The organism is Chryseobacterium sp. HNCC26DJ238, from assembly GCF_057180465.1.
Map to the genome: position 1 here is coordinate 79,672 of NZ_JBXUGI010000007.1, position 23,655 is coordinate 103,326.

The 23,655-nt window shown below is 35.6% G+C and carries 24 protein-coding genes; 14 read left to right on the forward strand and 10 right to left on the reverse strand.

Going from position 1 to position 23,655, the window contains the following annotated elements:
* The first annotated feature begins 45 nt into the window (after window positions 1-45).
* Genes AC2A07_RS08385 through AC2A07_RS08395 form a run of 3 tightly spaced genes read left to right on the forward strand, consistent with a single transcriptional unit; the run spans window position 46 to window position 2,781 of the window.
* A complete protein-coding gene (locus AC2A07_RS08385; protein ID WP_484050026.1) occupies window positions 46-642 on the forward strand; it encodes a riboflavin synthase in 597 nt (198 codons plus the stop codon).
* On the forward strand, window positions 632-2,086 hold the full coding sequence (locus AC2A07_RS08390; protein WP_314495347.1) for an ATP-binding protein: 1,455 nt from the start codon (window positions 632-634) through the stop codon (window positions 2,084-2,086). The genes AC2A07_RS08385 and AC2A07_RS08390 overlap by 11 nt, the downstream gene beginning before the upstream one ends.
* Entirely contained in the window at window positions 2,086-2,781 is a 696-nt protein-coding gene (locus tag AC2A07_RS08395; protein ID WP_484050027.1) for a tRNA1(Val) (adenine(37)-N6)-methyltransferase, read from the forward strand. The genes AC2A07_RS08390 and AC2A07_RS08395 overlap by 1 nt, the downstream gene beginning before the upstream one ends.
* 1 nt (window position 2,782) lies before the next feature.
* On the opposite strand, the gene AC2A07_RS08400 is transcribed toward AC2A07_RS08395, so the two are convergent.
* Together AC2A07_RS08400 and rpmH are read right to left on the reverse strand one after the other, a co-directional pair.
* A complete protein-coding gene (locus AC2A07_RS08400) occupies window positions 2,783-3,493 on the reverse strand; it encodes a cell division ATP-binding protein FtsE (RefSeq protein WP_314495350.1) in 711 nt (236 codons plus the stop codon).
* 156 nt (window positions 3,494-3,649) lie between these two features.
* Complete coding sequence (rpmH, locus tag AC2A07_RS08405; RefSeq protein WP_034679005.1) at window positions 3,650-3,808, reverse strand: 50S ribosomal protein L34; 159 nt, start codon at window positions 3,806-3,808, stop codon at window positions 3,650-3,652.
* Window positions 3,809-4,240: 432 nt separating this feature from the next.
* On the opposite strand from rpmH, the gene AC2A07_RS08410 reads away from it, so the two are divergent.
* Window positions 4,241-5,245, forward strand: a complete 1,005-nt coding sequence (locus AC2A07_RS08410; protein ID WP_484050028.1) for a DHH family phosphoesterase — start codon at window positions 4,241-4,243, stop codon at window positions 5,243-5,245.
* Between the two features lie 18 nt (window positions 5,246-5,263).
* On the opposite strand, the gene AC2A07_RS08415 is transcribed toward AC2A07_RS08410, so the two are convergent.
* The 6 genes from AC2A07_RS08415 to tilS form a co-directional block, all read right to left on the reverse strand.
* Complete coding sequence (locus AC2A07_RS08415; RefSeq protein ID WP_484050029.1) at window positions 5,264-6,055, reverse strand: patatin-like phospholipase family protein; 792 nt, start codon at window positions 6,053-6,055, stop codon at window positions 5,264-5,266.
* Window positions 6,056-6,838 (reverse strand): alpha/beta fold hydrolase, encoded by a 783-nt coding sequence (locus tag AC2A07_RS08420; RefSeq protein ID WP_484050030.1) that lies wholly within the window; start codon window positions 6,836-6,838, stop codon window positions 6,056-6,058.
* Window positions 6,839-6,847: 9 nt separating this feature from the next.
* On the reverse strand, window positions 6,848-7,375 hold the full coding sequence (locus tag AC2A07_RS08425; protein WP_484050031.1) for a hypothetical protein: 528 nt from the start codon (window positions 7,373-7,375) through the stop codon (window positions 6,848-6,850).
* A 64-nt stretch (window positions 7,376-7,439) separates the two neighbouring features.
* Window positions 7,440-7,955 carry an ExbD/TolR family protein gene (locus AC2A07_RS08430; RefSeq protein ID WP_484050032.1) on the reverse strand — a complete coding sequence of 172 codons (516 nt, stop codon included), beginning with the start codon at window positions 7,953-7,955 and terminating at the stop codon, window positions 7,440-7,442.
* Between the two features lie 199 nt (window positions 7,956-8,154).
* Window positions 8,155-10,218, reverse strand: coding sequence for a protein-disulfide reductase DsbD family protein (locus AC2A07_RS08435; RefSeq protein ID WP_484050033.1), 2,064 nt, complete (start codon window positions 10,216-10,218; stop codon window positions 8,155-8,157).
* A gap of 1 nt (window position 10,219) precedes the next feature.
* Window positions 10,220-11,536 carry a tRNA lysidine(34) synthetase TilS gene (gene tilS / locus AC2A07_RS08440; RefSeq protein ID WP_484050034.1) on the reverse strand — a complete coding sequence of 439 codons (1,317 nt, stop codon included), beginning with the start codon at window positions 11,534-11,536 and terminating at the stop codon, window positions 10,220-10,222.
* Between the two features lie 86 nt (window positions 11,537-11,622).
* Here tilS and AC2A07_RS08445 point away from each other — a divergent pair, with 86 nt between their 5' ends.
* From AC2A07_RS08445 to AC2A07_RS08465, 5 genes are all read left to right on the forward strand, one after another.
* Complete coding sequence (locus AC2A07_RS08445) at window positions 11,623-12,456, forward strand: OmpA family protein (protein WP_314495370.1); 834 nt, start codon at window positions 11,623-11,625, stop codon at window positions 12,454-12,456.
* Window positions 12,457-12,650: 194 nt separating this feature from the next.
* On the forward strand, window positions 12,651-13,298 hold the full coding sequence (locus tag AC2A07_RS08450) for an O-methyltransferase (protein ID WP_484050035.1): 648 nt from the start codon (window positions 12,651-12,653) through the stop codon (window positions 13,296-13,298).
* Between the two features lie 63 nt (window positions 13,299-13,361).
* A complete protein-coding gene (locus AC2A07_RS08455; protein WP_314495373.1) occupies window positions 13,362-14,078 on the forward strand; it encodes a C40 family peptidase in 717 nt (238 codons plus the stop codon).
* Between the two features lie 14 nt (window positions 14,079-14,092).
* A complete protein-coding gene (locus AC2A07_RS08460) occupies window positions 14,093-14,560 on the forward strand; it encodes a DUF1648 domain-containing protein (RefSeq protein ID WP_484050036.1) in 468 nt (155 codons plus the stop codon).
* A gap of 6 nt (window positions 14,561-14,566) precedes the next feature.
* Window positions 14,567-15,805: a 3-deoxy-D-manno-octulosonic acid transferase gene (locus tag AC2A07_RS08465; RefSeq protein WP_484050037.1), complete on the forward strand. Its 1,239-nt coding sequence runs from the start codon at window positions 14,567-14,569 to the stop codon at window positions 15,803-15,805.
* Here the strand turns inward: AC2A07_RS08465 and AC2A07_RS08470 are convergent.
* The gene (locus AC2A07_RS08470; protein ID WP_484050038.1) at window positions 15,797-16,423 is read right to left on the reverse strand and encodes a deoxyuridine 5'-triphosphate nucleotidohydrolase; all 627 of its coding nucleotides are present in this window, start codon (window positions 16,421-16,423) and stop codon (window positions 15,797-15,799) included. The genes AC2A07_RS08465 and AC2A07_RS08470 overlap by 9 nt on opposite strands.
* The gene (locus tag AC2A07_RS08475) at window positions 16,423-17,175 is read right to left on the reverse strand and encodes a glycosyltransferase family 2 protein (protein WP_484050039.1); all 753 of its coding nucleotides are present in this window, start codon (window positions 17,173-17,175) and stop codon (window positions 16,423-16,425) included. The genes AC2A07_RS08470 and AC2A07_RS08475 overlap by 1 nt, the downstream gene beginning before the upstream one ends.
* Before the next feature lie 146 nt (window positions 17,176-17,321).
* On the opposite strand from AC2A07_RS08475, the gene AC2A07_RS08480 reads away from it, so the two are divergent.
* The 5 genes from AC2A07_RS08480 (at window position 17,322) to AC2A07_RS08500 (ending at window position 23,618) form a co-directional block, all read left to right on the forward strand.
* Window positions 17,322-17,795: a lipocalin family protein gene (locus AC2A07_RS08480; protein WP_314495381.1), complete on the forward strand. Its 474-nt coding sequence runs from the start codon at window positions 17,322-17,324 to the stop codon at window positions 17,793-17,795.
* Between the two features lie 195 nt (window positions 17,796-17,990).
* A complete protein-coding gene (gene leuS, locus AC2A07_RS08485; protein ID WP_484050109.1) occupies window positions 17,991-21,290 on the forward strand; it encodes a leucine--tRNA ligase in 3,300 nt (1,099 codons plus the stop codon).
* Between the two features lie 239 nt (window positions 21,291-21,529).
* Entirely contained in the window at window positions 21,530-22,393 is an 864-nt protein-coding gene (locus AC2A07_RS08490; protein ID WP_314495385.1) for a MotA/TolQ/ExbB proton channel family protein, read from the forward strand.
* A 61-nt stretch (window positions 22,394-22,454) separates the two neighbouring features.
* Window positions 22,455-23,063 (forward strand): biopolymer transporter ExbD, encoded by a 609-nt coding sequence (locus AC2A07_RS08495; RefSeq protein ID WP_314495387.1) that lies wholly within the window; start codon window positions 22,455-22,457, stop codon window positions 23,061-23,063.
* A gap of 12 nt (window positions 23,064-23,075) precedes the next feature.
* Window positions 23,076-23,618, forward strand: coding sequence for a biopolymer transporter ExbD (locus tag AC2A07_RS08500; RefSeq protein ID WP_314495390.1), 543 nt, complete (start codon window positions 23,076-23,078; stop codon window positions 23,616-23,618).
* Window positions 23,619-23,655: the final 37 nt, after the last annotated feature.

The following is a 23,655-nucleotide window of genomic DNA, read 5'->3' on the forward strand; positions in this document are numbered from 1 at the left end:
ATTATCTTTGAAGATTATAATTTTACAAATTTAGCAAAAAATAATATGTTCACAGGAATTATTGAAGCGGTAGGAGTTATTGAAAAAATTGAAGAAAACGGCAGCAATATTAATTTCACTCTAAGTTGTCCGTTTACCCAGGAATTAAAGATTGATCAGAGCCTGGCTCATAACGGCTGCTGTCTTACGGTAGTTGAGATTACAGATCGTCAATATGTTGTTACTGCTATCAGTGAGACCTTGCAAAAAACCAATCTGGGGAAATGGAAAGTAGGAAGTGTGGTCAACCTTGAGCGTTGCATGATAATGAATGGCAGGCTTGATGGTCATATTGTTCAGGGGCATGTTGATCATACCGGTGAAATAATTGATATCGAAAACAAAGATGGCAGCTATTTTGTTACTGTACAGTATAATTCAGAAGGAGGTTTTGTAACCGTTCCCCAAGGATCAGTTACTGTAAACGGAATAAGTCTGACCGTTGCCAAAAGCGGAGATTTTCAGTTTTCTGTTGCTATTATTCCATATACATGGGAATTTACCAATATGAATCAGCTTAAAATCGGAGATAAAGTCAACCTTGAATTTGATATCGTCGGGAAATACATCGCTAAATTAATTAACAAACAGAATGTCGTTTAGTAAATATAAAGGATATAGTTTAAGAAACCGGGTTTTTTTTGGTTTCCTGTTTGTCTGTCTTTTAAGTGTTGCTGCATCATCACTGGTTCCCTATTTTGTTTTGAGAAGCAATTCTCTTAAGCAGAGCAAAATTGATATGCAGGAGAAAACCAATGCTGTCATGAGGTTTTTAGATTATGCGGTCAGTTTGTCCACAGTACATACCGAAGATCTTCCTGTTGTCCTGAAAAATAAAATATTCGAAATAGCAGATATAAATCAACATGATATTATTATTTATGATCTGAAAGGAAATTATCTCCTTTCAAACAGGGATGAAAATCTTGTTGATAAAAAGAAAATTCCCGTTAATATTGTTAACAAACTTCTTTCTACTGAAACAAGATATGATTTCAGGGAGCATGATGTTACCAAGGATGCTGTATTTACATCTTCTTATCTGCTGCTCAAGAATAACATGTGGGAGCCTATAGGGATTATTTATATACCTCTGTACCATGATGAATCAGCCTATCTTGATGTTCTTCATCAATATGTTATTTATATTTTACTTGTCGATATTGTATTGATTGTCTTCAGTATCTGGCTTAGTTGGGTAACCTCAGCTAACCTTGCGAAAAATATTACAAAATTTTCTGATATGATTACCAGGATCACGCTTTTCGAAAATGAGATGCGCCCTATTAAGTATTATAAAAATGATGAACTTAACGCTTTGGCAAGAGCGTATAACAGGATGATTCTTCAGATTCAGGATCAGAAAGAAAGACTGCGTTTTAAAGCGTCTGAGGAGGCGTGGCGTGAGATGGCTAAACAGGTGGCTCATGAAGTGAAAAATCCTTTAACTCCCATGAAACTGACCATTCAGAATTTTGAAAGAAAATTTGACCCCACTGATCCTGACGTCTCTGCAAAAGTAAAGAAATTAAGTAAAACGATGGTTGACCAGATTGATCTGATTGCTACAGTTGCTTCTGCCTTCTCAGAATTTGCTAAACTTCCTGAAAAGAATAACGAAGTCATCAACCTTAATGCAGAGATTGATGATATTCTCAGGGTATTTAATGATGACCAGATCTTTGTACATTCGAATAAAAGTAACATCATGATCAATATGGACAGGATTTATCTGTCAAGGATTATAACCAACCTCGTGACCAATGCAAAACAGGCAAAGAGCGATGATCGGAATTTGCTTGTCAATGTAGACATTGAGCAGAATCAGAGAAAAGTGGTGATCTCAGTTCAGGATAATGGGATAGGTATTGCAGAAAGTATGTACGAAAGAATTTTTGAACCTAACTTCACTTCAAAAAACAGTGGAATGGGACTGGGGCTATCCATGGTACGAAAGATGGTTGAAGATTACAAAGGTCAGATCATTGTAAAATCAGAAGTTGGAAAAGGATCAACATTTATTATTACACTCCCTACAAATCTATAGTGAAACCTTTTAAATTCAAACAATTCGAAATTCATCAGTCCGCTGATGTTTTCCGTGTTGGTACAGATGGTGTTTTACTGGGTGCCTTAGCTAATGTTGCATCGGCTGCAAATGTATTGGAAATCGGGACGGGCAGTGGATTGATATCTCTTATGCTGGCTCAAAGAAATTGTAATGCCTGCTTCCTGGGAATTGACATTAATGAACAGGCTGTCGATCTCACAAAACTTAATTTTGAAACTTCTATTTTCAATTCAAGATTGAAAAATGTTCATCAGGACTTTAAATCCTGGGATACTGGAGAGAAATTTGACCTGATTGTTTCGAATCCTCCTTATTTTGAAGAGTCGGACTCTGTTAAAGATAAGCTGGCACGTCAGACGGTTGAACTGAATTTTCAACAGCTGATTTCAAAATCAGCTAAAATGCTTTCGAATATAGGGATTTTTTCCGTTATTATTCCCTTTGAAGTTGGGAAGGAATTTATTGAATTAGCTCGTAAAAGCAGATTGCATATCATTCGAAAAATCAATATTAAAGGAATAGAAAACTCGAGGGTAAAAAGATTAATTCTTGAATTTTCGCTTAAAGAAGCGATTTTGGATGAACTTGATTTTAGTATAGAAAAAAGTCCGAGAATATACTCGGACCAATATCTTGAACTCACGAAAGAGTTTCATGTTTTTAAAGGATGATTTATTCAAATAGCTCTGAAGTATCCAATACAGAAACTTTTCCGTCCTCACATCGTATGGCTTCTCCCGGAAAGTTTTGAATCATATGGTAATCATGTGTTGCCATCACTACAGCTGCTCCGTTTTCCGCAGCCACCTGTTTAAGTAATGTCATAATCTCATTTGAGGTTTCCGGATCGAGGTTTCCTGTAGGTTCATCAGCTAAAATCAAATCAGGATGATTTAGTAATGCTCTTGCGATGGCAATACGTTGCTGTTCTCCTCCGGAAAGTTCATGAGGCATTTTGTGTTTTTTCCCTTTCATGTTTACACTTGAAAGCACCTCGTTGATCCGCTCATCGATTTTTGTTTTCTCTTTCCAGCCTGTAGCTTCGAGCACAAATTTCAGGTTCTTCTCCACAGTTCTGTCAGAAAGCAATTGAAAGTCCTGAAAGACAATGCCCAGTTTTCTTCGCAGATTGGGAACGTCTGAAGCTTTTAGTTTGGCGAGATCAAATCCTACCACTTCACCATGTCCTGCAACCAATGGAATGTGTCCGTACAAAGTCTTTAAAAGTGAACTTTTACCTGAACCGGTTTTTCCGATAAGATAGCAAAACCTGCCTTTCTTGATGTTTAGATTAACATCAGTAAGTACGGTGAAGTTTTTTTGGGTAATTTTTGCGTGTTGAAGATTGATAATGTTGGTTCCGGATATATTTGTATGTGGCATAAATTCGATTTTTAGAGGCTTTTCCTGAACGGTTGTTTCAGAATTTAAAAATAGAAAAAAGAAGCTTTACAAACCTAAAATTTAGGAAAATTTAACAACAAAAAATGCTTGAAAAAAGTTATTTTCAAGCATAATCTGTATATTGTAAGTTAAGAATTATCTCTTAGCTCTTGCAGAACTAACAGTAAGGCTTTTTCTGCCTTTAGCTCTTCTAGCTGCCAAAACTCTTCTTCCGTTTGGCGTAGACATTCTTTCTCTGAAACCGTGTTTGTTTCTTTTCTTTCTTTCTGATGGCTGGAACGTTCTTTTACTCATTACTATATATTTTAGTCGTAATTATCTATTAATTTTCAGGTTGCAAATATATGTATATTTTTATTAAGTGCAAATATATTCTGTAATTATTTAACGAGAATTTTCTACACGGAAAACTATTCATTATATTTCAGTCTTTCTAATTCAAGATCTGAATAGGCAGAATTTATTTTAGTTTTTTGAACAGTAAGGATGTTATCCTTATGATTTCCGGAATCATTCAGAAATTAAAAAAAGTATTGGTTGTCAAATGTTTTGTTGTATTTTATTCTGAAGTTTTAATTTTCTCAATGTTGAAAAAGCTTTTCATCCGATTGAAACAGAGTCTTATAAATATTGTAATTTTTTCAAGCTCCAGGAGATGTATTTTTCATTTTTTAAAAGTACATACCGTATAAAAACTTTATCTTTGAAAACTCAAATTTATAGAAAATGTTTACACCTGCCGAACTTTTAGAAATCAATCAATTGCTTATTCCGGAAAATAGAATCGTAATCCTTACGCATTACAATCCGGATGGTGATGCCATTGGTTCAAGTTTAGGGCTTAAGCATTATCTGCGTGCCAAAGGGATTGAAGCAGAGATTGTAACACCCAATGACTTTCCGAAGTTTCTGAAATGGATGCCGGAAACAAAGAAAAACATTATCGGAGAGTATAAAAGAAAAGTAGCTTCTGAACTGATCAGTGATGCGGATGTGATTTTCTGTTTAGATTTCAATTCTCCTGCAAGGATTGGGATTTTGGGTGATTGGCTGATGAGAGCGAAAGCGAAAAAAATTCTCATCGATCACCATCAGCAACCGGAAGATTTTGACTACGTATACTCTGATACGGTTATTCCTGCAACCTGCCAGATGATCTATCATTTTATTGAAGCAATGGATGATGAAGATCTCGTAAATAAGGAAATTGCAGAATGTCTGTATACAGGAATTATGACTGATACCGGTGGTTTCCGTTTCCGTTCTACCAGTGCAGATACACACAGAATTGTTGCCAATTTAATTGAAAAGGGTGCTGATCCTTCTGTGATCACTTCAAATACATGGGATACAAATACTGTTTCACGCCTGCATTTACTGGCGCTGGTTTTAGGGCGTATTGAGGTTGTTAATGACGGAAAAGTAGCTGTTCTGTCGTTAACAAGAAAAGAACTCCAGGAATACGGCTTTCAGAAAGGGGATACCGAAGGTTTTGTGAATTACGGACTGAGTATTGTCGGGGTAAGAATGTCAGCATTCTTTATGGAAGATCTTTACGAAGATTTTATTAAAATCTCTTTCAGGAGTAAAGATGACGTCGATGTCAACCAGTTTTCAAGAAAATATTTCAGTGGAGGAGGTCATATCAATGCTGCAGGTGGGAAATCTATGGAGGCATTGCCGGATACGATTGAGACTTTTAAAACAAGAGTAGCTGAAGAGGGCTTGTAAACATTGTTGCCGGCCGGATTATAACTTTCTATAGCCCTTCTGCTCCAGCTCTTTACAGGTGTAATCATAAACTTCAGAAAACATATCATCCAAAAGTTTTTTATTAAACAAACTGAATTTTGTCATTTTTGGCGGATCAAGAAATATATCGCATGATTTTGCTTTAGAATAAACAGATTTGGCAATTGCTAAATGCAGGATGCGGTCAAATTCTTTCATTAAACTCATGTTTGTAAGGCTGTCATAGCTTATGGAATTGACGTGTGAGCCAATGAGAAAATCACATTTGTCAATAATCGGCTCGATAGGAAGATTATCTAAAACTCCGCCATCTACATATACTTTTTCTCCCATTCTTACCGGAGGCAGTACAAAAGGAACACTTGAAGACGCCAGAAGCGGACCGAATAATTCTCCTTCTGAGAAAAAATCTACAATCCCGTGAGTCATTTCTGTGGCTGCAACATATACCGGGATTTTTAAAACTTTAAAATCGTCTTCAGGAAAGTAATCCATGAGGAGTTTTAAAATAAATTTCGAACTGAAAATACCGTTTTTGGAAAGTTTTAAATAAGACTTTGAGAAAAAAGTTGTTTTTTTGACAATCTCCATCATTTCATCAGGAGATGTCCCGATAGAATAGAACGCGGCTACAATAGAGCCTGCGCTCGTTCCTGAAATGATATGAGGTTTAAGATCATATTCTTCTAAGGCTTTGAGAACGGCAATATGGGCGATTCCCCGCATTCCTCCGCCGGATAAAGTCAGACCGATAACAGGCTTCTTTTTTTTGAAAGAAAATAATCCCATTTATAAAAGAAATTTTTTCGGTAAATGATGAAGCAGTTCGGTATTAATGATCTCTGCACAGATACCGGGCTTTTCCCAATGACCGTTGTGTCCGCAATCGATAATATAAGATTTGATATTGGTTCTGTCAGGAAGATTATTGATGGTTTTGTCAGTTTTTACGGCATTATCATGTTTACCGGCAATGACTAAAATTTTAGCTTCAAGGTTTTCAAGAATGTGTTTTTTATCGGTTCTTGCAACCATACCTTTCACGCAGGCTAAAGCCCCCAGATTGTTAGTCGAGAGTGCTGTTTCCAAAGCAATTTCTATTTTCCCTTCCAATACATCTCTTTCATTTTGATTAAATAGATTAGGAATTCCTGCTCTGGCATAATGCGCAAATGCATCTTTTATGATCCGGTAGCTTTTGATTCGCTGTTCTTTTTTCTCTGCATCATCAGCAAAATAGGTAGAAAAGAATAAAGTCAGGCTTTTCAGGCTGTCGGGAAATTTTTCAGCAAATGCTAATGATGTATAGCCGCCCATTGAATGACCTAAAAGATGAAATTGGTCTAAACTTTCACTATCCACAACCTGCTTTACTTCATCAGCCATCAGTTCCATGGTGTGAACTTCAGCCAAAGTATCAGATTTTCCGTGACCGGGAAGATCAATTTTCAGTAAAGTGAAATCCTTAGAAAGATAGGCCTCCATATCACTCCATATGCTTATATTCTCCATAAAACCATGAAGTAAAACTAAAGTTTCTTTTCCGTTACCTTTCTTTTCAAAGTTGAGCATAGTTAAATTTTAAAAATGAATATCGATGTAATCTACAAAACCCGAACCATTAACCATATCCTGAAGCCTGTACGTTTTACCGCCATCTTTGGACATAAAAGTTTTTGTACCTTTTCTGATGTATGGTTTTCCGTTGTTATTTTCGGAGATGCTTTGCGTGATCTCTCCGGTAAAGTTGATATGCTTAGCAGACACTATTTTCATAACACCTTTAATCTGCACTGAATTATTGCCGGATTTTATACTTCCTGCAACATTATAAAAATCTCTTTCATCTTTATTTTTTGTAAAAACTACTGAGCCTGAATATTTTGGTGAACTGTCATTTTGGTATACAAACTGGTGACTTCCGCTAAAATCCCTGAAACGGTTTTTGCTATTTAAAGCTTTTATGCTGTCATTGATCTTTGTTCTTTCTGCATTGACGGAGTCTGCGATTTTTGAACTTTCTGAATGTTGGTTATTTTTCTGGGATTCTTTTTTTGAGCATGAAAATGTGAGAATTCCTGCAATGGCTATGATCAAAATTTTTTTCATTAACTGATAAATTATACTTTCAAAATTAAATAAAAAAAGAGCATTATAAAAATGCTCTCAGATTTTATTTTATTACGTTTTCGTAAATTTTCTTTTCCCAGGGTTTGATGTCGCTGATTCCGTATCTTTCTTTTTTGGATATTGAAATATTGTCCATCATGTCAACGAAATTTTTATAATTCGATTTATCTGTAGGTTTTACGATAATGGTAAAGTTCTCTTTTACAGGAGCCTTTTCGTAAGCAGTGGAAATGATCTTAGAAACATTCACTCCATTATAATCAGTTTCCTTTAATTCAGTTTCCGTAAGGTCTGTAGCATTGCTTTGATGATAAAAGATGCGATTATTCTCTCCAATGATGAATGTTATCTGATTTTTATCTCCAATCTGAATTGTGGGAGTATGCTCACCTTTTCCGGGTAATCCTAAATCCATCACGTTAGGTTTTGAAAAGCTTGATGTAAACATAAAAAACATGAGCAATAAAAAATTCAGATCGACCATCGGAGTCATGTCGATTTTAACGTTTTTCTTCTTTTGTCTGCCTCCTGATTTTTCCTGTGCAATGATTTCAGCCATGATTGTATTTTTTTAAGTTAAAGAAATGTGATCAAAATTACCCTGTAATTTGTAAGAATCAATGCAAAGTTTATACCTAAGTTTTTAATTTTATGTTAAATTGTTAAAAATGAATCTCGATTTATCAGTTGTTGCTTGTTTTTATTAAAAAAGCCTTATCAAAATGAATTGATAAGGCTTAAAATGATAATATCTTATTTTATTTACTGTTCTTAAAATAATTGACGCCACATTCTAAGAATTTTTTGAAATCTTCTTTCGGCATATATCCTGACACCGGAGTGTTGATTACCCTGCCATCGGGAGTAATTAATACATAATGAGGCTGAGAGTTATTGTTGAAATTCACTTGCTGGAATAAACTCCACCGGTCACCAATCGTTTTTACCTTTTTCACCTGGCCTTCACCCAGATCAATTTTTGTTTTTTGATCTTCAGGAAGTTCTTCCTTATCATCTACATAAAGTGAGGCTAAAACGATATCGTTCTGAAGAATGGGTAAAATATCGGGCTCGCTCCAGACAAATTCTTCCATTTTTCTGCAGTTTTCACATCCGTAACCTGTGAAGTCAATCAGGATGGGTTTGTTTTCTTTTTTAGCCAGTTCGACAGCATTGAAGAAGTCATGCTCGGGTTTCATTCCTAAAATTCCATCCTTTTCGTCATGGAAATAACTAACATTCAGTGGAGGCAAAATTCCACTTAGTAATTGAAGTTTCGGCCTGTCTGCAGGAACTAAGCCCTGGACAAGATAGATCACAAAGCCAATTCCCAAAGTTCCCAGAATCTTTCTGGTAATGGAGATTTTTGGCTTTTTATCATCGTGCGGAAATCTTATTAATCCGAATAAATATAATGCTAAACCTATCGCAATCACAATCCAGACTGCAATGAAAAGTTCTCTTTTAATCAGGAATGTCTTTGAGACCAGATCTGCTTTTGATAAAAATTTTAGAGCTAAAGCCAATTCGACAAAACCTAAAACCACTTTTACCGTATTCATCCATCCTCCGGATTTCGGAAGGCTCTGCAATGCCTGTGGGAATAAAGCTAAAAGCCCGAAAACGATCGCCCATGCGAATCCAAAACCAGCCAAAGCAAATGTAAGCAGCATCGGGACATTGGTAGATCCGGTCACGGCGCTACCCAATAAACTTCCTAAGATAGGGCCTGTACATGAAAATGAAACAATCACTAAGGTCAGTGCCATAAAGAATATTCCGATAATTCCGCCTGCTTCTTCTGCTTTTGAAGATTTATTGGCAATTGAACTGGGTAAAGTGATGTCGTAATATCCAAAGAAACTTCCCGCAAAGAAAATGAAGATGATGAAGAATGCCACATTCAGCCAGACGCTTGTTGAGATTTCATTGAAGACATTTCCTGCAATTCCATCTATCAAATGGAAGGGAAGGCTTAATAAAACAAAAATGATTAAGATGAAAAATCCATAGATCAGAGCATCTCTTTTTCCCTTTGCCTTATTTTTATTTCCTTTTGTAAAAAATGAAACGGTCAGAGGAATCATTGGAAAAACGCATGGGGTAAGCAAAGCGATGAGTCCGCCGATAAATCCTAAAAACAAATAGGTCCAGTAATTTTCAGAGGCTTCTATTGTTTTAGTTCCGCAATCGGTCAGAGGTTTTTTAAAATCAATCGATGCGATTTTCAACTGTTTCGGATCCAGTTTTGAAGTTGTAACAACGTTAATTTCTTCCTTTGTGGGATTGGTAACTACCTTTTCCGTTGTTTTTACAGAATCTTTTACTTCTGTTAAAGTCTTTGCGGTCTCTTCGGTAATTCCTGCCGGTGTAATATTTTTGTTAAACTCTAGAGTGTTCGGTGCCAGGCAAACTCTGTCATCGCACGTCTGATAAGTGATTTCTGCAATAACTTCACCTGGTTTTGTTCCGTCTTTTAATCTGAATTTCTGTTTAAAGCCGGCAGCATTGGAATAATAAATAATCGTTCCTCCAAAAGCTTCAGAGAATTCCTCGTGTTTCTTGCCGACTTCCTGGAATTTTCCGATCAGTTCAATATTTTTCCCTGAAACGGTATATTCAGTCGGGATTCCCGTATCCTCAGGAATATCTCTTGAATATATATGCCATCCGCTTTCCAAAGTTGCATTCAGGACGGCTTCGTATTGATTATTTCCAAGATCATTGACCGTGAATTTGAATTTTACAGGATTTTTGATCTGTGCATTAATTCCTGTGCATAAAAACAGGAGAATGAGTAAAAACCAGTTTTTGAATTTCATTTTACTTTTCATTAAAAATTGTGAGAATGCATTTTGTTCTCTCGTCTTTTGCGTAGCGTCTGTCCTGCCGGAAAGGAATAATGCCTAAAACACTGTTCTTTCCATCTGTCAGAAGCCAGATTTTTTGCTTCGCTAAAATAGACAATTTTTCGTCCTTAAAAAACTTCGAAACTTTCTTTTTCCCCGAAAAGCCAGTCGGGTAAAAAACGTCTCCTTCTTCTTTCCTGCGAAGCCTCAGCGGAAACATAATCTTTTCAGCATCAAATTCCCATTGAAACGGTTTATTGATTTCTTCAATAGGTAAAATGTCTTCCGAAATATTGATTTTAACATGACTTTGATTTAAATCCAGAACGTTGGTTAAAAAGATTTCTTTACGGTTTTCTCCATTTTTATCTAATTTCATCAAAATCAATTCATTTCGGTTAATGACCAGTTGATAGTCTTTTGAAATGAAGGAGCTTCCTGTTTCAGCTTTGAATATTTTATGTATTTCTTCGATCTGATCAAAACCGTATTTTCTTAATATTTCAAATTTTACAAAATCACGCTCAGAATTAAGTTTCTCTTTATTCAGAACCTTCATTTCATTATCGGAGATTGTTAGTATTTTTTCAATGTCTTTAATCTGTTGCTCGACAAAATCCTTAGTCTGATTCAGGTAGAACAGTGACTTTTTAAAGTTTTCGAGAAAATGATCATTGGTCTCCATAAGTTTAGGGACAATTTCATTTCTTATTTTATTTCTTAAATAATCACTTTTTTTATTAGAAAGGTCTTCACGATATTCGATCTTATATATTTCTGAAAAATCATAAATTTCCTGTTTTGAAAAATGTAATAGAGGGCGTAAGATTTTGTTGTTTTTTTCAGGAATTCCGCTTAATCCTTTGATTCCGGAGGCTTTAGATAAATGAATGAGAAAAGTCTCAAGCTGGTCATTCAAATGGTGGGCGGTAACTAAAAATTCTAAATTTTCTCTTTCCTGAATTTCTTTGAAAAAATTATACCGGAGTTCCCTGGCCCAGAGCTGAATAGAATTTTGCGGCTTGTTATCTTTGTCCGAAACTTTATATAAATGAAATTTAATATGATGTTCATTACAAAAATTTTCCACCACTTTCTGGTCTGAAGCAGAATCTTTTCCACGAAGTTTGTAATTAACATGCGCGATCTGAAATCTTAAACCTAAACCCTTGAAAATATAAGCCAGAACCATAGAATCTGCGCCGCCGCTTACAGCAAGAAGATATGTCTGGTTTTCAGGAAAATCTATGAGGTTTTCGAGTTGTTTTTTGAATTTTGATTGATCCAGCATAATATCCGGAATTTCTTTTCTGCAAAGATAAGCGATATAATTAAAATGAATTTCCCTAAATTTGGCTCGTCTAAAAAAGATTATTTATGAAGATTTTTAAAATTTTAGCAGTTTCTGCAATGGTGTTGGGTGTAACATCTTGCGTAAGTAAAAAGCAGTATGACGCATTAAGCGGCAACTACAAACAGTGTATCGAAAATATCGGCGAAAGACAGAGAGAAATTCAGGATCTGAAAGGTCAAAACTCTACGCTGACCGCAGAAAATAACCTGTTAAAGAATCAGCATGATGCTCTGAAATCATCTTTGGATGCGTGTCTTTCCAATACTGGGAAAAGTTCGGCAAACATTGATAAACTGGTGGGAGAGATCAACTCTTCAAACATGTATATCAAGCAGCTTATTTCTTCAAATGCGAAAAATGACAGTCTGAATTTAGCATTATCAAACAAACTGAAGAGATCTCTGGATAATATGACTGACGCTGATGTTCAGGTAAAAGTATTGAAAGGGGTGGTAATGATCTCTCTTTCTGATAAAATGTTATACAAAGTAGGAGATTACAACGTTTTACCGGCAGCTCAGGAAGTTCTTGGGAAAGTTGCTAAAGTGATCAACGATTACGACAAATACTCTGTATTGATTGAGGGGAATACTGATAACGCTCCTTTAAGCTCTGCAAATTTACCTAGGGATAACTGGGATCTTTCTGCATTGAGAGGGACTTCAGTTGCAAAAGTATTACAGAGCCAGTTTGGTGTTGATCCTGCAAGAATTACAGCAGGTGGACGTTCTGAATATAATCCTAAAGCGACCAATATGAGCGTTTCCGGAAGATCTGAAAACAGAAGAACGGAAATTATCATCATGCCAAAACTTGATGAATTTATGAAATTAATGGATATTACTCCTAAGAAATAGTAAATGCCAGCATGGAAAAAATCCCGATAAAACTTTATCGGGATTTTTTTGTGATTTCACAGGTCGGTTTTAAACCAGAAAACCACGGCTTTCGAGAAGCTATCCTCAATCAAATGAGATATTTCACCTTACAGGATTTTCATCTTGAAGAAATGGGTATATTTAAGTAAATTTGAATTGTTAAAATTATCAATATGAGTTTTTTTGAAGAAGAAAATGCTGACATGGACAGGTATCTCGAAAACCATGCTTCCTCTGAGCCTGAAATTCTGAGGCAGCTGAGAAGGGAGACTTTCCGGAAAACTACTCAGCCTCACATGATTTCAGGATACCAGCAGGGAAGATTGCTGACCATCATTTCAAAAATGCTGCAACCGAAGAATATTCTGGAAATAGGAACATTCACGGGGTACGCAGCACTCTGCATGGCAGAGGGTTTAGCTGAAAATGGAAAACTGACTACTTTGGATGTCAACGAAGATTTGGCCTATCTACCTAAAAAGTATTTTGCTGAAAGTGAATTTTCTGAGCAGATTCATTTTAAGCTTCAGGATGCAAAAGAATTTTTAAAAGAAACGGATGAGGTTTTTGATCTGATATTCATTGATGCTGATAAAGAAAATTATGCAGAATATTTCAGATTGATCAAACCCAAAACGAGATCAGGTTCTGTGATACTCTTTGACAATGTGCTCTGGTATGGGAAAGTTTTAGAAGAAAATCCAAAGCAGAAATCAACACAGGTCATTAAAGAACTCAATGATTTGGTAGCAAAAGATGAAGATTTTGAAAATCTTATTTTACCTTTGCGTGATGGAGTAAATCTTCTTCGAAAGAAATAATCAAAATATTTATTATCTCTAATTTTTTAATCTTTGAATCATTCAATCTTTTAATATAAATCAATGGACAAAGGAATTTGTGTGGTAACCGTAGCACCTGTACGTGCGGAGAACTCTGACAGAGCAGAAATCGTGACAGAAATACTGTTTGGAGAAAGTGCTGATATTTTAGAGGTGAATAAAAACTGGACTAAAATAAAAATGCATTACGATGGATATGAAGGCTGGATGGATACCAAACAGATCAAGCCTGTATCTGAAGAACATTTGATGAAAAGAAAAGTGACACTGATTACTGAAGATTTTTCATCAGTAATGACAAATGACGGACGGACTTTGCTTTCTATGGGTTCTGAAGTGGAATATCCTGCAGTTGCTTCCCGAAGAAGTCATGATTTGCGGGAAAGCATTGCTCTTACCGCAAAAGAATTTCTGAATGTTCCGTATTTATGGGGAGGAAAAAGTTTTTTTGCTGTAGACTGTTCAGGTTTTGTACAGTTGGTATATAAGATTCATAATGTTAAAATGCCAAGAGATACTTATCAGCAGGCAGAAGTTGGAGAGACTTTAAGTTTTGTGGAGGAAAGCCAGCCGGGTGATCTTGCCTTTTTTGAAAACTCTGAAGGAAAAATAATCCACGTAGGAATCATGCTTGAAAATCAGAAAATCATTCATGCGTCAGGAAAGGTGAGAATTGATACTCTCGATTCAACCGGGATTTTCAATAAAGAAATGAATAAGCATACGCACAGATTGAGAGTTATCAAAAGTGTTTTATAATTCAGTTTGTTTGCATGAGAGATTTGTCACTTATATTGTTTGATATTCTCAACTTCGGGTTGGTTGTTTTGCTGTGGTGGTTTACTGCGACTAATTATAAATCACTTCCCGAAAAAATTCCTACTCATTTTGATGTCGAAGGTAAAGCTGACCAATTTGGAAATAAAAAATTCTCTTTTTTAATACCGGCTTTAAGTATACTGTTTTATACAGGAATTTTCTTTCTGGTCCGTTTTCCAACCACGGTCAATTTTCCTGTAGAAATCACTGACGCTAATCAGGGAATTCAGTTTTTTATTATGAATTTCTTTATGAGATGGCTTTTACTTTTGGTTTTGTTGATTTTTCTGAACAGTCAGGACTATATGTTCAGATACGGTCATGATACAAATGCGAAAGTGAAAGTTTCTTTCTCTACTATGCTGCTTGCTGTTATTGGAAGTTTAATCGCTGTATTCATTATCACCTCTCAATTTAAATAACTTAAAATGTCATTCCTGTACACAGTCTTTATATATCTTCTTGTTTTCGGAATGAAAATATTCTCGCTGTTTAATGACAAAACTAAAAAAGGCGTTATAGGAAGGAAAGAATCTGTCAACCGTATAAAATCCGACCTTTCGATTTCAGATAAAGTAATATGGATGCACGCAGCAAGTTTAGGTGAGTATGAGCAGGGGCTACCTGTCCTGGAAAGACTTAAAAATCATTTTCCTGATCATAAAATTTTAGTAACATTTTTTTCTCCATCAGGTTTTGAGAACGTTGTAAAAAAGAATAATATAGCAGATTCAATCTGTTATCTGCCTTTCGATACAAAGAGGGATATAAGAGAATTCGTTTCTCATCTGACTGTTGAACTGTTTTTTACGGTGAAATATGATTACTGGTATCATCTTCTTCAGGAACTGAAACATAAGAATGTAAAAATATTTGTGATCTCTGCCCTGTTTTATGAAAATCAGTCTTTTTTTACTTCATACGGAAAATGGTTAGTGAAACAGTTGAAACAAAACATCGACTGGTTTTTTCATCAGACCCGGCAGTCCTGTCTTTTGGCCAAAAGCATCGGTCTTCAAAATTCTTCCGTCACAGGCGATACGAGATTTGACAGAGTAAGAGAGTTGAAAAGGCGTGATAATTCTGTTGATTTTATTGAAAAGTTTATTGATAATCAGAAAGTAGTTGTTTTTGGAAGTTCTTGGAAGTCTGAAGAGCTCATAGCCAAAATAATTTCAGATAGGAATCCGGAGATAAAACTGATACTCGCTCCACACGATTTAAAGAGAGTGGAAAATTTAAAAGAAGTCTTTCCCGATTCGATCCTTTACAGTGATTTAAAACAAGGTGAAACTCCACAGTTTTCTAACGCTCATATTCTGATCATTGACAGCATAGGTTTGCTTTCAAAACTTTATTCTTATGCAGATCTAGCGGTCGTGGGTGGTGGATTCCATGATTCTGGCCTTCATAATATTCTGGAAGCTGCCACTTTTGGTGTTCCTGTGATTTTTGGAGATCAGTACAGGAAAAATCCTGAAGCAGATGGACTGATTAAAGCTGAAGGAGGGAGATCTTTCGCACATGAAAATGCCGCAGCAGAATTTATCGCTCATCTCTTACATAATCATGAAGAATTGCAAATAATGTCAGGAAACGCTGAAAAATTTGTTATGGCACAACCTGAATCTTCGGAGCTCATTCTGAAAAAAATGGTGCTATTTTAAAAAGCCGTGACTTCTGATATCTTTGACAATTAAATCTAAATGATCAGGAATTTTCTCCGTCGTCAGCCAGTTGAAATCAAAACTGTTGTTGATGCAAAGTTTTTCCAGGTATTTGTTTTCATGGATTTTTGATTCAATACTCTCTAATATCTCATCAAGTTCCATCCAATAATCTTCATCAATTTTTTTTATTGAAATGATTGCCTTTAAAAGCTTATTGATAAGATAGATATAGAGCTTGTAAATGTTGTCAAACCTTTGATGGTTGAGTTTGTCGTTGTTTTCTAAAATTTGATTAACCAAAAAAAGTTGCAAAGAAATATCTCCGAATTTATCTGTCGTGATCTTTACGTGTTCTGTAATTTCAGCACTTATTTTTCTTATTAAAACTAAAAAATATTTGGGATTGCCTATATATTTTGAAGCAAGAATAACCCTTTCCTCAATCTGCTCTTCCATCTCGTTACGTTTCTGATCAACTGTTTCTGTGTCAATGAGTTCAAAATACAGTTTTTTAGAAAGCAATTTGTCCTTTTTCAGCAAACGGAAAATCAGACGGTCTTTTTCTATTGACGAGAAATTGCTCAGTGCAGCTTTAAATTCTTTTGAATATTCCATTAATTAAATATTTTTGAGTATTTCAGAAAACCGTTGATTGCCCAATGGGTTGTGTAATAAACAGATTTTACCGTTGAAAATTTCATAAAATCTTTATACACCAAATACTGATCTTTGAAAATATTCTGTTTTTTTCTTGAAATACTTGTTGCGTGCATCCTGTATTTTGCCATAGTCTTAGGAAGTGGTTTTCCCACAGGGATTTTTCTCAGCAGATTGAGCCACATCACATGGTCTTCTCGCTTACTTCCCTCAGGGAAATATTCTATACCGACTCTTAGTGAATCATACATTGACGAAAGTAAAGACAATCGGCAGGTTTTCAGTAAATTATTAAAATTGACTTCTTTATCTGCTCTGAAATCTTCAATCTTCGGAACTAAATATTCATCGCATCTGGCATAATTGGAATAAGCGATTTCTGCATTTTCCTTTTTCATAAACCCAATCATTTCTTCCAGGAAATCAGGTTCCCAAAAGTCATCTGCATCCAGAAAAGTAATGAATCTTCCTTTGGCATTTTTCAAAGAGATATTTCTTGCATAGCCTGCACCTCCGTTTTTCTCTGCTACAGTCAGCTGTATTCTGGGATCATTTGTTTTCTCGATGATTTCTACAGAGTTATCAGTGGAATTGTCATCTGTAATCAACCATTCCCAATCTGTAAAAGTCTGATCTATTACAGAGCGGATTGTCTCCTCCAGAAATTTTGAAGAATTATAACAGGGGGTAATGATAGATACTTCAGCCATTCAGTATTTTTTACAAATATAAGGCTTTGGAAATGGTCTTTGAAATTGGTATTTCAAATAAAATGTAAATTATGATTTCAAAATCCAAAAAAAATGATTGGTTTTTAATAAAAAATCATAATTTTATGCCTTGAAAAATTTGATCTATGAAGAAATTAGCATTATTATTTGCAGGTTTATCATTAATGGCAGCAACTACCGCATGTAACGATGACGAGGAGACGGTACAGGAGTTTCCTATTGTAGGAACCTGGAGACCTGTGGCTGAAGTAAGAACTGAGGTTGACCTTGACGGAGTCGGGTTTTCTGATGAAATTGCATACACTACATGTCAGAAAGAATCTACATGGGTATTTGGCGACAATGCTGCCGGTAAGAGAACAGACCGAGATGAAGCCGGTAGCCCATTAACCTGTTCAAATATTAATCAGCGTAATTTTACGTATGTCTATAATAAAACTGAAAAGAGTATCGAAATAAAATATCAGGGCACTGTTGTTTCAGATAAAGGAAAAGTCGTTGATCTCAATGCAGAAACGATGAATATCAAGTTTGAAGATGATACTGATCCTACTGTTTACAAAACGACGACACGTACTTTTAAAAGAGTTGTTCTTTAATCACCAAATTTAATACATCAACACATCAATATAAATCTCATCTCCCAATGAGATTTTTTTTATAATTTATCATGATGATAAATTAAATTAATTTCCAATTCTTTTAAAATCATTAAATTTGTGACTCTTGATTTCAGAATTAAAAAGGAATTTAAATCTAAAATCATTAATCTAACATCTAATATCTATAATAAAGTGTTTTACGATCATCAGCAGATAGAAAAAAAGTGGCAGAAATATTGGGAAAGCAACCAGACCTATAAAACTTCCGATTCAACCGATAAACCAAAATTTTATGTTCTTGACATGTTCCCTTACCCGTCGGGAGCGGGTCTTCATGTAGGGCACCCGCTGGGATATATCGCATCAGATATTTATGCAAGGTATAAAAGACATCAGGGATTTAATGTTCTTCATCCGGTTGGTTATGACAGTTTCGGACTGCCTGCAGAACAGTATGCAATCCAGACCGGACAGCACCCTGCGGTGACGACTGAACAGAACATCACCAGATATGAAGAGCAGTTAAGAAAAATTGGTTTTTCGTTCGACTGGAGTAGGGAAGTAAGAACTTCCGACGTTTCCTATTATAAATGGACACAGTGGATCTTTATTCAACTTTTTCATTCGTGGTATAATAAAGATTCGGATAAGGCAGAATCAATCGAAACTTTAATCAGCCATTTTGAACAAAATGGAACAGAAGGGCTACATGCTAATCAAAGCGAAGAGTTAAATTTCACTTCAGAAGAATGGAAAAATGCTTCTGCAATTGATAAAGAAGATATTTTATTAAATTACCGTCTTTCTTTCCGTGCCGAAACTACGGTAAACTGGTGTCCTGCTTTAGGGACTGTTTTAGCCAACGACGAAATTAAGGACGGGAAATCTGAAAGAGGAGGGTATCCTGTTTATCAAAAGAAAATGATGCAGTGGAGTATGAGAATTTCTGCGTACTCTGAAAGATTGTTACAAGGTCTGAAAACTTTAGAATGGCCACAGCCGCTGAAAGATGCCCAGGAATACTGGATAGGGAAATCTCAGGGAGCGGAGGTGAGATTCCCCCTTTCCCCCGAAGGGGAGAATACCTCTAATGATGCATCTCTAAAAAATGAATCTTCAGAAAAAGATAATAAAAAGTTTGGGTATATAACTGGAGGAAGTAATTCAGCTTTGCTTATTAAAAAAGCTCAGGAACAAAGAGATAATCCAACAGAAGCAGAAGCAATTCTATGGGAGGTTTTAAAGTCTAAAAAATTAGGATATAAATTCAGACAACAACATCTTATCAATGATTTTATTGTAGATTTTGTTTGTTTATCAAAGAAACTTATTATTGAAGTTGATGGAGGTTATCATAATATGGAAAAGCAGAAAATTTCTGATAATGAAAGATCAGAAATTTTAGAAAATGAAGGTTTTGAAATATTAAGATTTAAAAATGAAGAAGTTATTGGTGAGAACCAATCAGTAATTAAAAAAATTATTGAAAAACTTGAATCAAGATCAGATTCAGAGGAATTTACAGCAGAGAATCAGCCACAGCTCGCCCCTTTGGGGGAAAGGGGGATTGAGGTTTTCACAACCCGTCCCGATACTATTTACGGAGCGACCTTTATGGTACTGGCTCCTGAAAATCCTTTGGTTGAAAATATTACAACAGCAGAACAGAAAGCTGAAGTCGATAATTATATAGAAGAAACTTCTAAAAAGACGGAGCGTGATAGAATGGCTGATGTGAAAAATGTAAGCGGTGCTTTTACGGGAAGTTATGCAGTCAACCCGTTCAGCGGGAAAAAAATGCCGGTCTACATTTCAGACTATGTTTTGATGGGGTATGGAACGGGAGCCGTAATGGCTGTTCCTGCACATGACGAGCGCGATCATAGATTTGCGAAGAAATTTAATTTGGAAATTGTAAAAGTCGTAGAGACGGAAGAAGATATTCAGGAGAAATCGTTTGATTCAAAAGATTCTGTCTGTGTGAATTCTGATTTCTTAAACGGGTTAAAATATAAAGAGGCAAAGTCAAAAATAATTGCTGAAATAGAAAGAAGAGACATTGGTCACGGCACGACAAATTACAGACAGCGTGATGCAATTTTCTCAAGACAGAGATACTGGGGTGAGCCTGTTCCCGTATATTATAAAGAGGGGATGCCTTATACATTGCCAAATTCTGCTTTACCGCTGGAACTTCCTGAAGTTGAAAAGTATTTACCGACTGAAGATGGAGATCCTCCATTGGGGAATGCAAAAACGTTTGCCTGGGATGAAGTTGGTCAGAAAGTGGTTGCTACAGATTTAATTGATAATCAAACCGTATTTCCTTTAGAATTATCGACGATGCCGGGGTGGGCAGGAAGCTCATGGTATTTCTTAAGATACATGGATCCGCATAATGATGAGGTTTTTGCGAGAAAAGAACTTTCAGATTATTGGGGTCAGGTGGATTTGTATATCGGTGGAAGTGAGCATGCTACCGGACACCTGTTATATTCACGTTTCTGGAATATGTTCTTAAAAGATCGGGGATACATTAATCAGGAGGAAGAGCCTTTCCGGAAACTGATCAATCAGGGAATGATTCTAGGAATGAGTGCTTTTGTTTACAGGATTGAAGGAACCAATCAGTATGTTTCAAAAAATCTGGCAGTTGAGTATAAAACACAGGCAGTTCATGTAGATGTTTCTTTATTAAAGGGAACTTCAGACGAATTGGATACAGAATCTTTCAAAGCTTGGAGACCCGATTATGCAGATGCAGAATTTATCCTGGAAGATGGAAAGTACATTACGGGACGTGAAGTTGAAAAAATGTCTAAATCAAAGTACAATGTCGTAAATCCTGATGACATCTGTGAAGAATATGGTGCAGACGGGCTGAGACTGTATGAAATGTTTCTGGGTCCTTTAGAGCAATCAAAGCCCTGGAATACCCAAGGTCTGAGTGGAGTGTATGGTTTCCTTAAGAAATTCTGGAATTTATACTTCAACGGAGATATCTTTGAAGTTTCTGATGAAGAGCCTACGAAAGCGGAATATAAGATATTGCATACTTTAATTAAGAAGGTTGTTTCAGATATTGAAAATTTCTCTTTTAATACTTCCGTATCCTCATTTATGATAGCAGTGAATGAGTTACAGAAATTAAAATGCAGCAAACGCAATATTTTAGAACCACTTGCCGTTATAATTTCCCCTTATGCTCCTCACATCTGTGAAGAGGTATGGAATTTGCTTGGTCATAACAACTCAATAGAATTTGAAAAATTCCCCGTTTTAAACGAGGAATATCTAGTAGAAGATGAAATTAACTACCCGGTAAGCGTAAACGGTAAAATGAAATTTAAAATTTCTCTCTCTGCTCAGCTTTCTGCAGCGGATGTAGAGATTTTAGTGCTTCAAAATGACAAAATGAAAGAAATTTTAGAAGGTAAAACACCTAAAAAGATTATTGTGGTACCTAAAAAAATAGTAAATATTGTAATTTAATTTAAAATTAACATTGGTGATTTCAAAAAAATAGAAGGTTAATTTTTATTATTTTTTAATGTATTTGCAAATAGTGATAAAAATCATTAATAATATTAGATATAATTACAATATCGGAATCGTATTAATTTTTCTTTATCGAAAAAAGGCAAAATGTTTATTTAAGACTATTGCATTTTAAGTAATTTTGCCTTTATTTTACAACTTTAAAATTTTTAAACAATATAATTTAGTTAAATATGGAAATGAATGTTTCAAAAAATGATGAGCAAGTAGTTGCTAGAAAGGCAGGAGGTTTAAATCCGGCTGTAATTATTCCTATCCTATTGGTGTTGGGGATTTGTATTTGGTTATTCGTATTGGGTAGTCCAGGTAATTTTAAAGCTGATCCCAGGTTAGGAGGAGGTTCAGTAGCTTTTTCTGATGTAGAAGGTAAAGATTTGCATCCAGAAGGATTTATGGGAATGATTTACATGGGAGGTGTAATTGTACCATTGCTTGTTACATTCATGATTACTGTAATCGTTTTCTCATTTGAAAGATATTTTGTATTGAGCAAAGCTTCAGGTGCAGGGAACGTTGACAACTTCGTTGTAAAAGTTAGAAGTTTGTTGAACCAGAATAAAGTTGACGAAGCTTTAGAGGAGTGTGACAGACAGCAAGGATCTGTAGGGAATGTTGTAAAAGAAGGTTTGACGACTTATAAAGCGTTAGCTCATGATACGACCTTGAACAAAGAACAGAAAATGATCGCTCTAAACAAAGCTATTGAAGAGGCTACTACTCTTGAAATGCCAATGTTAGAAAAAAACATGATGATTCTTTCTACATTAGGTACAGTTGCAACATTGGTAGCACTATTAGGTACTGTAATTGGTATGATTAGAGCGTTCTTCGCTTTAGGAGCTAGTGGTGGTACGCCTGATGCTGCTGCATTGTCAATCGGTATCTCTGAAGCATTGATCAACACTGCATTAGGTATTGGTACTTCGGCTGTAGCAATTATCCTTTATAACTTCTTTACTTCTAAAATTGACGGATTGACTTACAAGATCGATGAGATCGCAATGAGCATCCAGCAGTCATTTGCAGAATTTCACTAAGAAATAAGTGAATCTGTGTTTTACACAAAAAGAAGTTTATAATTTAATTAGATAATAAATAATGGCGAGAATAAAACCAAAAAGACATGGGGTAGTTACGGATATGACCGCAATGTGCGACGTTACATTCCTACTGCTTACGTTCTTTATTATGACCACGCAGTTTAAGAAACCTGATGTGGAGCAGATCAAACCGCCATCTTCAATCTCAGAAAAATTACTTCCTGATGCTAGTTTAATGACGATCAACGCTACACCGGACGGAAAATTTTATTTCCAGCCAGTAGAAAATGCATCAGAAAGGTTAGAGCTTTTGGATAAAATGGGGAAAAAGTACGGAATTACTTTTGACAACAACCAAAAAGCTGCATTTCAGAGAGTTCAGACAATAGGGGTTCCTATGAACCAGTTGAGAAGCTATCTTGCTTTGTCTGAAGATGAGCAGAAGAATTTTAAAAGTCCGAAGGGAATTCCTATGGACAGTACAGATAAACAGTTAGTGGACTGGGTAGAGCAAAGCTTAAGTGTTAATCCTGAATACAAATTAGCGATTAAGGGTGATGTTACAACAGAATATCCAAAAGTTAAGAGTTTATTTGAGGGTTTAAGAGATATTGATTTTCTTAAATTTTGGTTGATTACGTCACAAGAAGGTAAACCTAACGAATAATAAGGAGTAGAAATGGCAGAAGTACAGGTACAAGAAAAAGGCGGCAAAGGCGGCAAGGTACGATCCAAGAAGAATAACCCCAGAGTCGATATGACTCCTATGGTTGATTTGAATTTCTTATTATTGATGTTCTTTATGTTTACATCAACGTTCAGTAAACCAAATGTAATGGATTTAGGTCTTCCGGCAAAACCGGATCCTAATGCTCCAAAACCACCCCCGACAGAAATTAAGCTTTCGAATTCAATTTCTTTGTTATTAGGAAAAGACAATAAGATTTTTTGGCATCAGGAAGATAATACATCTCTTACTGATCAGAATCTTAAAGAAACTTCTTTTGACAGAGAAGGAATCAGAAAGATCATTGAGCAAGCAAAAGCTGGTGCGGCAGATAAAGACAAATTCACAGTAATTATCAAGCCGACTGACGATGCAGTATATAAGAACTTTGTAGATATTCTCGACGAAATGGCCATTACCAAAAGCGAAAGATACGGTGTTACCGATGTGAAGCCTTGGGAAAAAGCGATTTATGATAAGAGAGTTGGTAATTAATCAATTACAACAAAGTAATTAACCATTAAATTTATAT

Excerpts from the sequence above, each read along its gene's own strand:
- AC2A07_RS08470 (WP_484050038.1), bottom strand. The coding sequence starts at position 16,423 with ATGGAATATTCAAAAGAATTTAAAGCTGCACTGAGCAATTTCTCGTCA.
- AC2A07_RS08500 (WP_314495390.1), top strand. The coding sequence starts at position 23,076 with ATGGCAGAAGTACAGGTACAAGAAAAAGGCGGCAAAGGCGGCAAGGTA.
- AC2A07_RS08390 (WP_314495347.1), top strand. The coding sequence starts at position 632 with ATGTCGTTTAGTAAATATAAAGGATATAGTTTAAGAAACCGGGTTTTT.
- AC2A07_RS08480 (WP_314495381.1), top strand. The coding sequence starts at position 17,322 with ATGAAGAAATTAGCATTATTATTTGCAGGTTTATCATTAATGGCAGCA.
- AC2A07_RS08430 (WP_484050032.1), bottom strand. The coding sequence starts at position 7,955 with ATGGCTGAAATCATTGCACAGGAAAAATCAGGAGGCAGACAAAAGAAG.
- AC2A07_RS08400 (WP_314495350.1), bottom strand. The coding sequence starts at position 3,493 with ATGCCACATACAAATATATCCGGAACCAACATTATCAATCTTCAACAC.
- AC2A07_RS08495 (WP_314495387.1), top strand. The coding sequence starts at position 22,455 with ATGGCGAGAATAAAACCAAAAAGACATGGGGTAGTTACGGATATGACC.
- AC2A07_RS08445 (WP_314495370.1), top strand. The coding sequence starts at position 11,623 with ATGAAGATTTTTAAAATTTTAGCAGTTTCTGCAATGGTGTTGGGTGTA.
- AC2A07_RS08465 (WP_484050037.1), top strand. The coding sequence starts at position 14,567 with ATGTCATTCCTGTACACAGTCTTTATATATCTTCTTGTTTTCGGAATG.
- tilS (WP_484050034.1), bottom strand. The coding sequence starts at position 11,536 with ATGCTGGATCAATCAAAATTCAAAAAACAACTCGAAAACCTCATAGAT.
- AC2A07_RS08490 (WP_314495385.1), top strand. The coding sequence starts at position 21,530 with ATGGAAATGAATGTTTCAAAAAATGATGAGCAAGTAGTTGCTAGAAAG.
- AC2A07_RS08425 (WP_484050031.1), bottom strand. The coding sequence starts at position 7,375 with ATGAAAAAAATTTTGATCATAGCCATTGCAGGAATTCTCACATTTTCA.
- rpmH (WP_034679005.1), bottom strand. The coding sequence starts at position 3,808 with ATGAGTAAAAGAACGTTCCAGCCATCAGAAAGAAAGAAAAGAAACAAA.
- AC2A07_RS08455 (WP_314495373.1), top strand. The coding sequence starts at position 13,362 with ATGGACAAAGGAATTTGTGTGGTAACCGTAGCACCTGTACGTGCGGAG.
- AC2A07_RS08415 (WP_484050029.1), bottom strand. The coding sequence starts at position 6,055 with ATGGGATTATTTTCTTTCAAAAAAAAGAAGCCTGTTATCGGTCTGACT.
- AC2A07_RS08460 (WP_484050036.1), top strand. The coding sequence starts at position 14,093 with ATGAGAGATTTGTCACTTATATTGTTTGATATTCTCAACTTCGGGTTG.
- AC2A07_RS08385 (WP_484050026.1), top strand. The coding sequence starts at position 46 with ATGTTCACAGGAATTATTGAAGCGGTAGGAGTTATTGAAAAAATTGAA.
- AC2A07_RS08420 (WP_484050030.1), bottom strand. The coding sequence starts at position 6,838 with ATGCTCAACTTTGAAAAGAAAGGTAACGGAAAAGAAACTTTAGTTTTA.
- AC2A07_RS08435 (WP_484050033.1), bottom strand. The coding sequence starts at position 10,218 with ATGAAATTCAAAAACTGGTTTTTACTCATTCTCCTGTTTTTATGCACA.
- AC2A07_RS08450 (WP_484050035.1), top strand. The coding sequence starts at position 12,651 with ATGAGTTTTTTTGAAGAAGAAAATGCTGACATGGACAGGTATCTCGAA.
- AC2A07_RS08475 (WP_484050039.1), bottom strand. The coding sequence starts at position 17,175 with ATGGCTGAAGTATCTATCATTACCCCCTGTTATAATTCTTCAAAATTT.
- AC2A07_RS08410 (WP_484050028.1), top strand. The coding sequence starts at position 4,241 with ATGTTTACACCTGCCGAACTTTTAGAAATCAATCAATTGCTTATTCCG.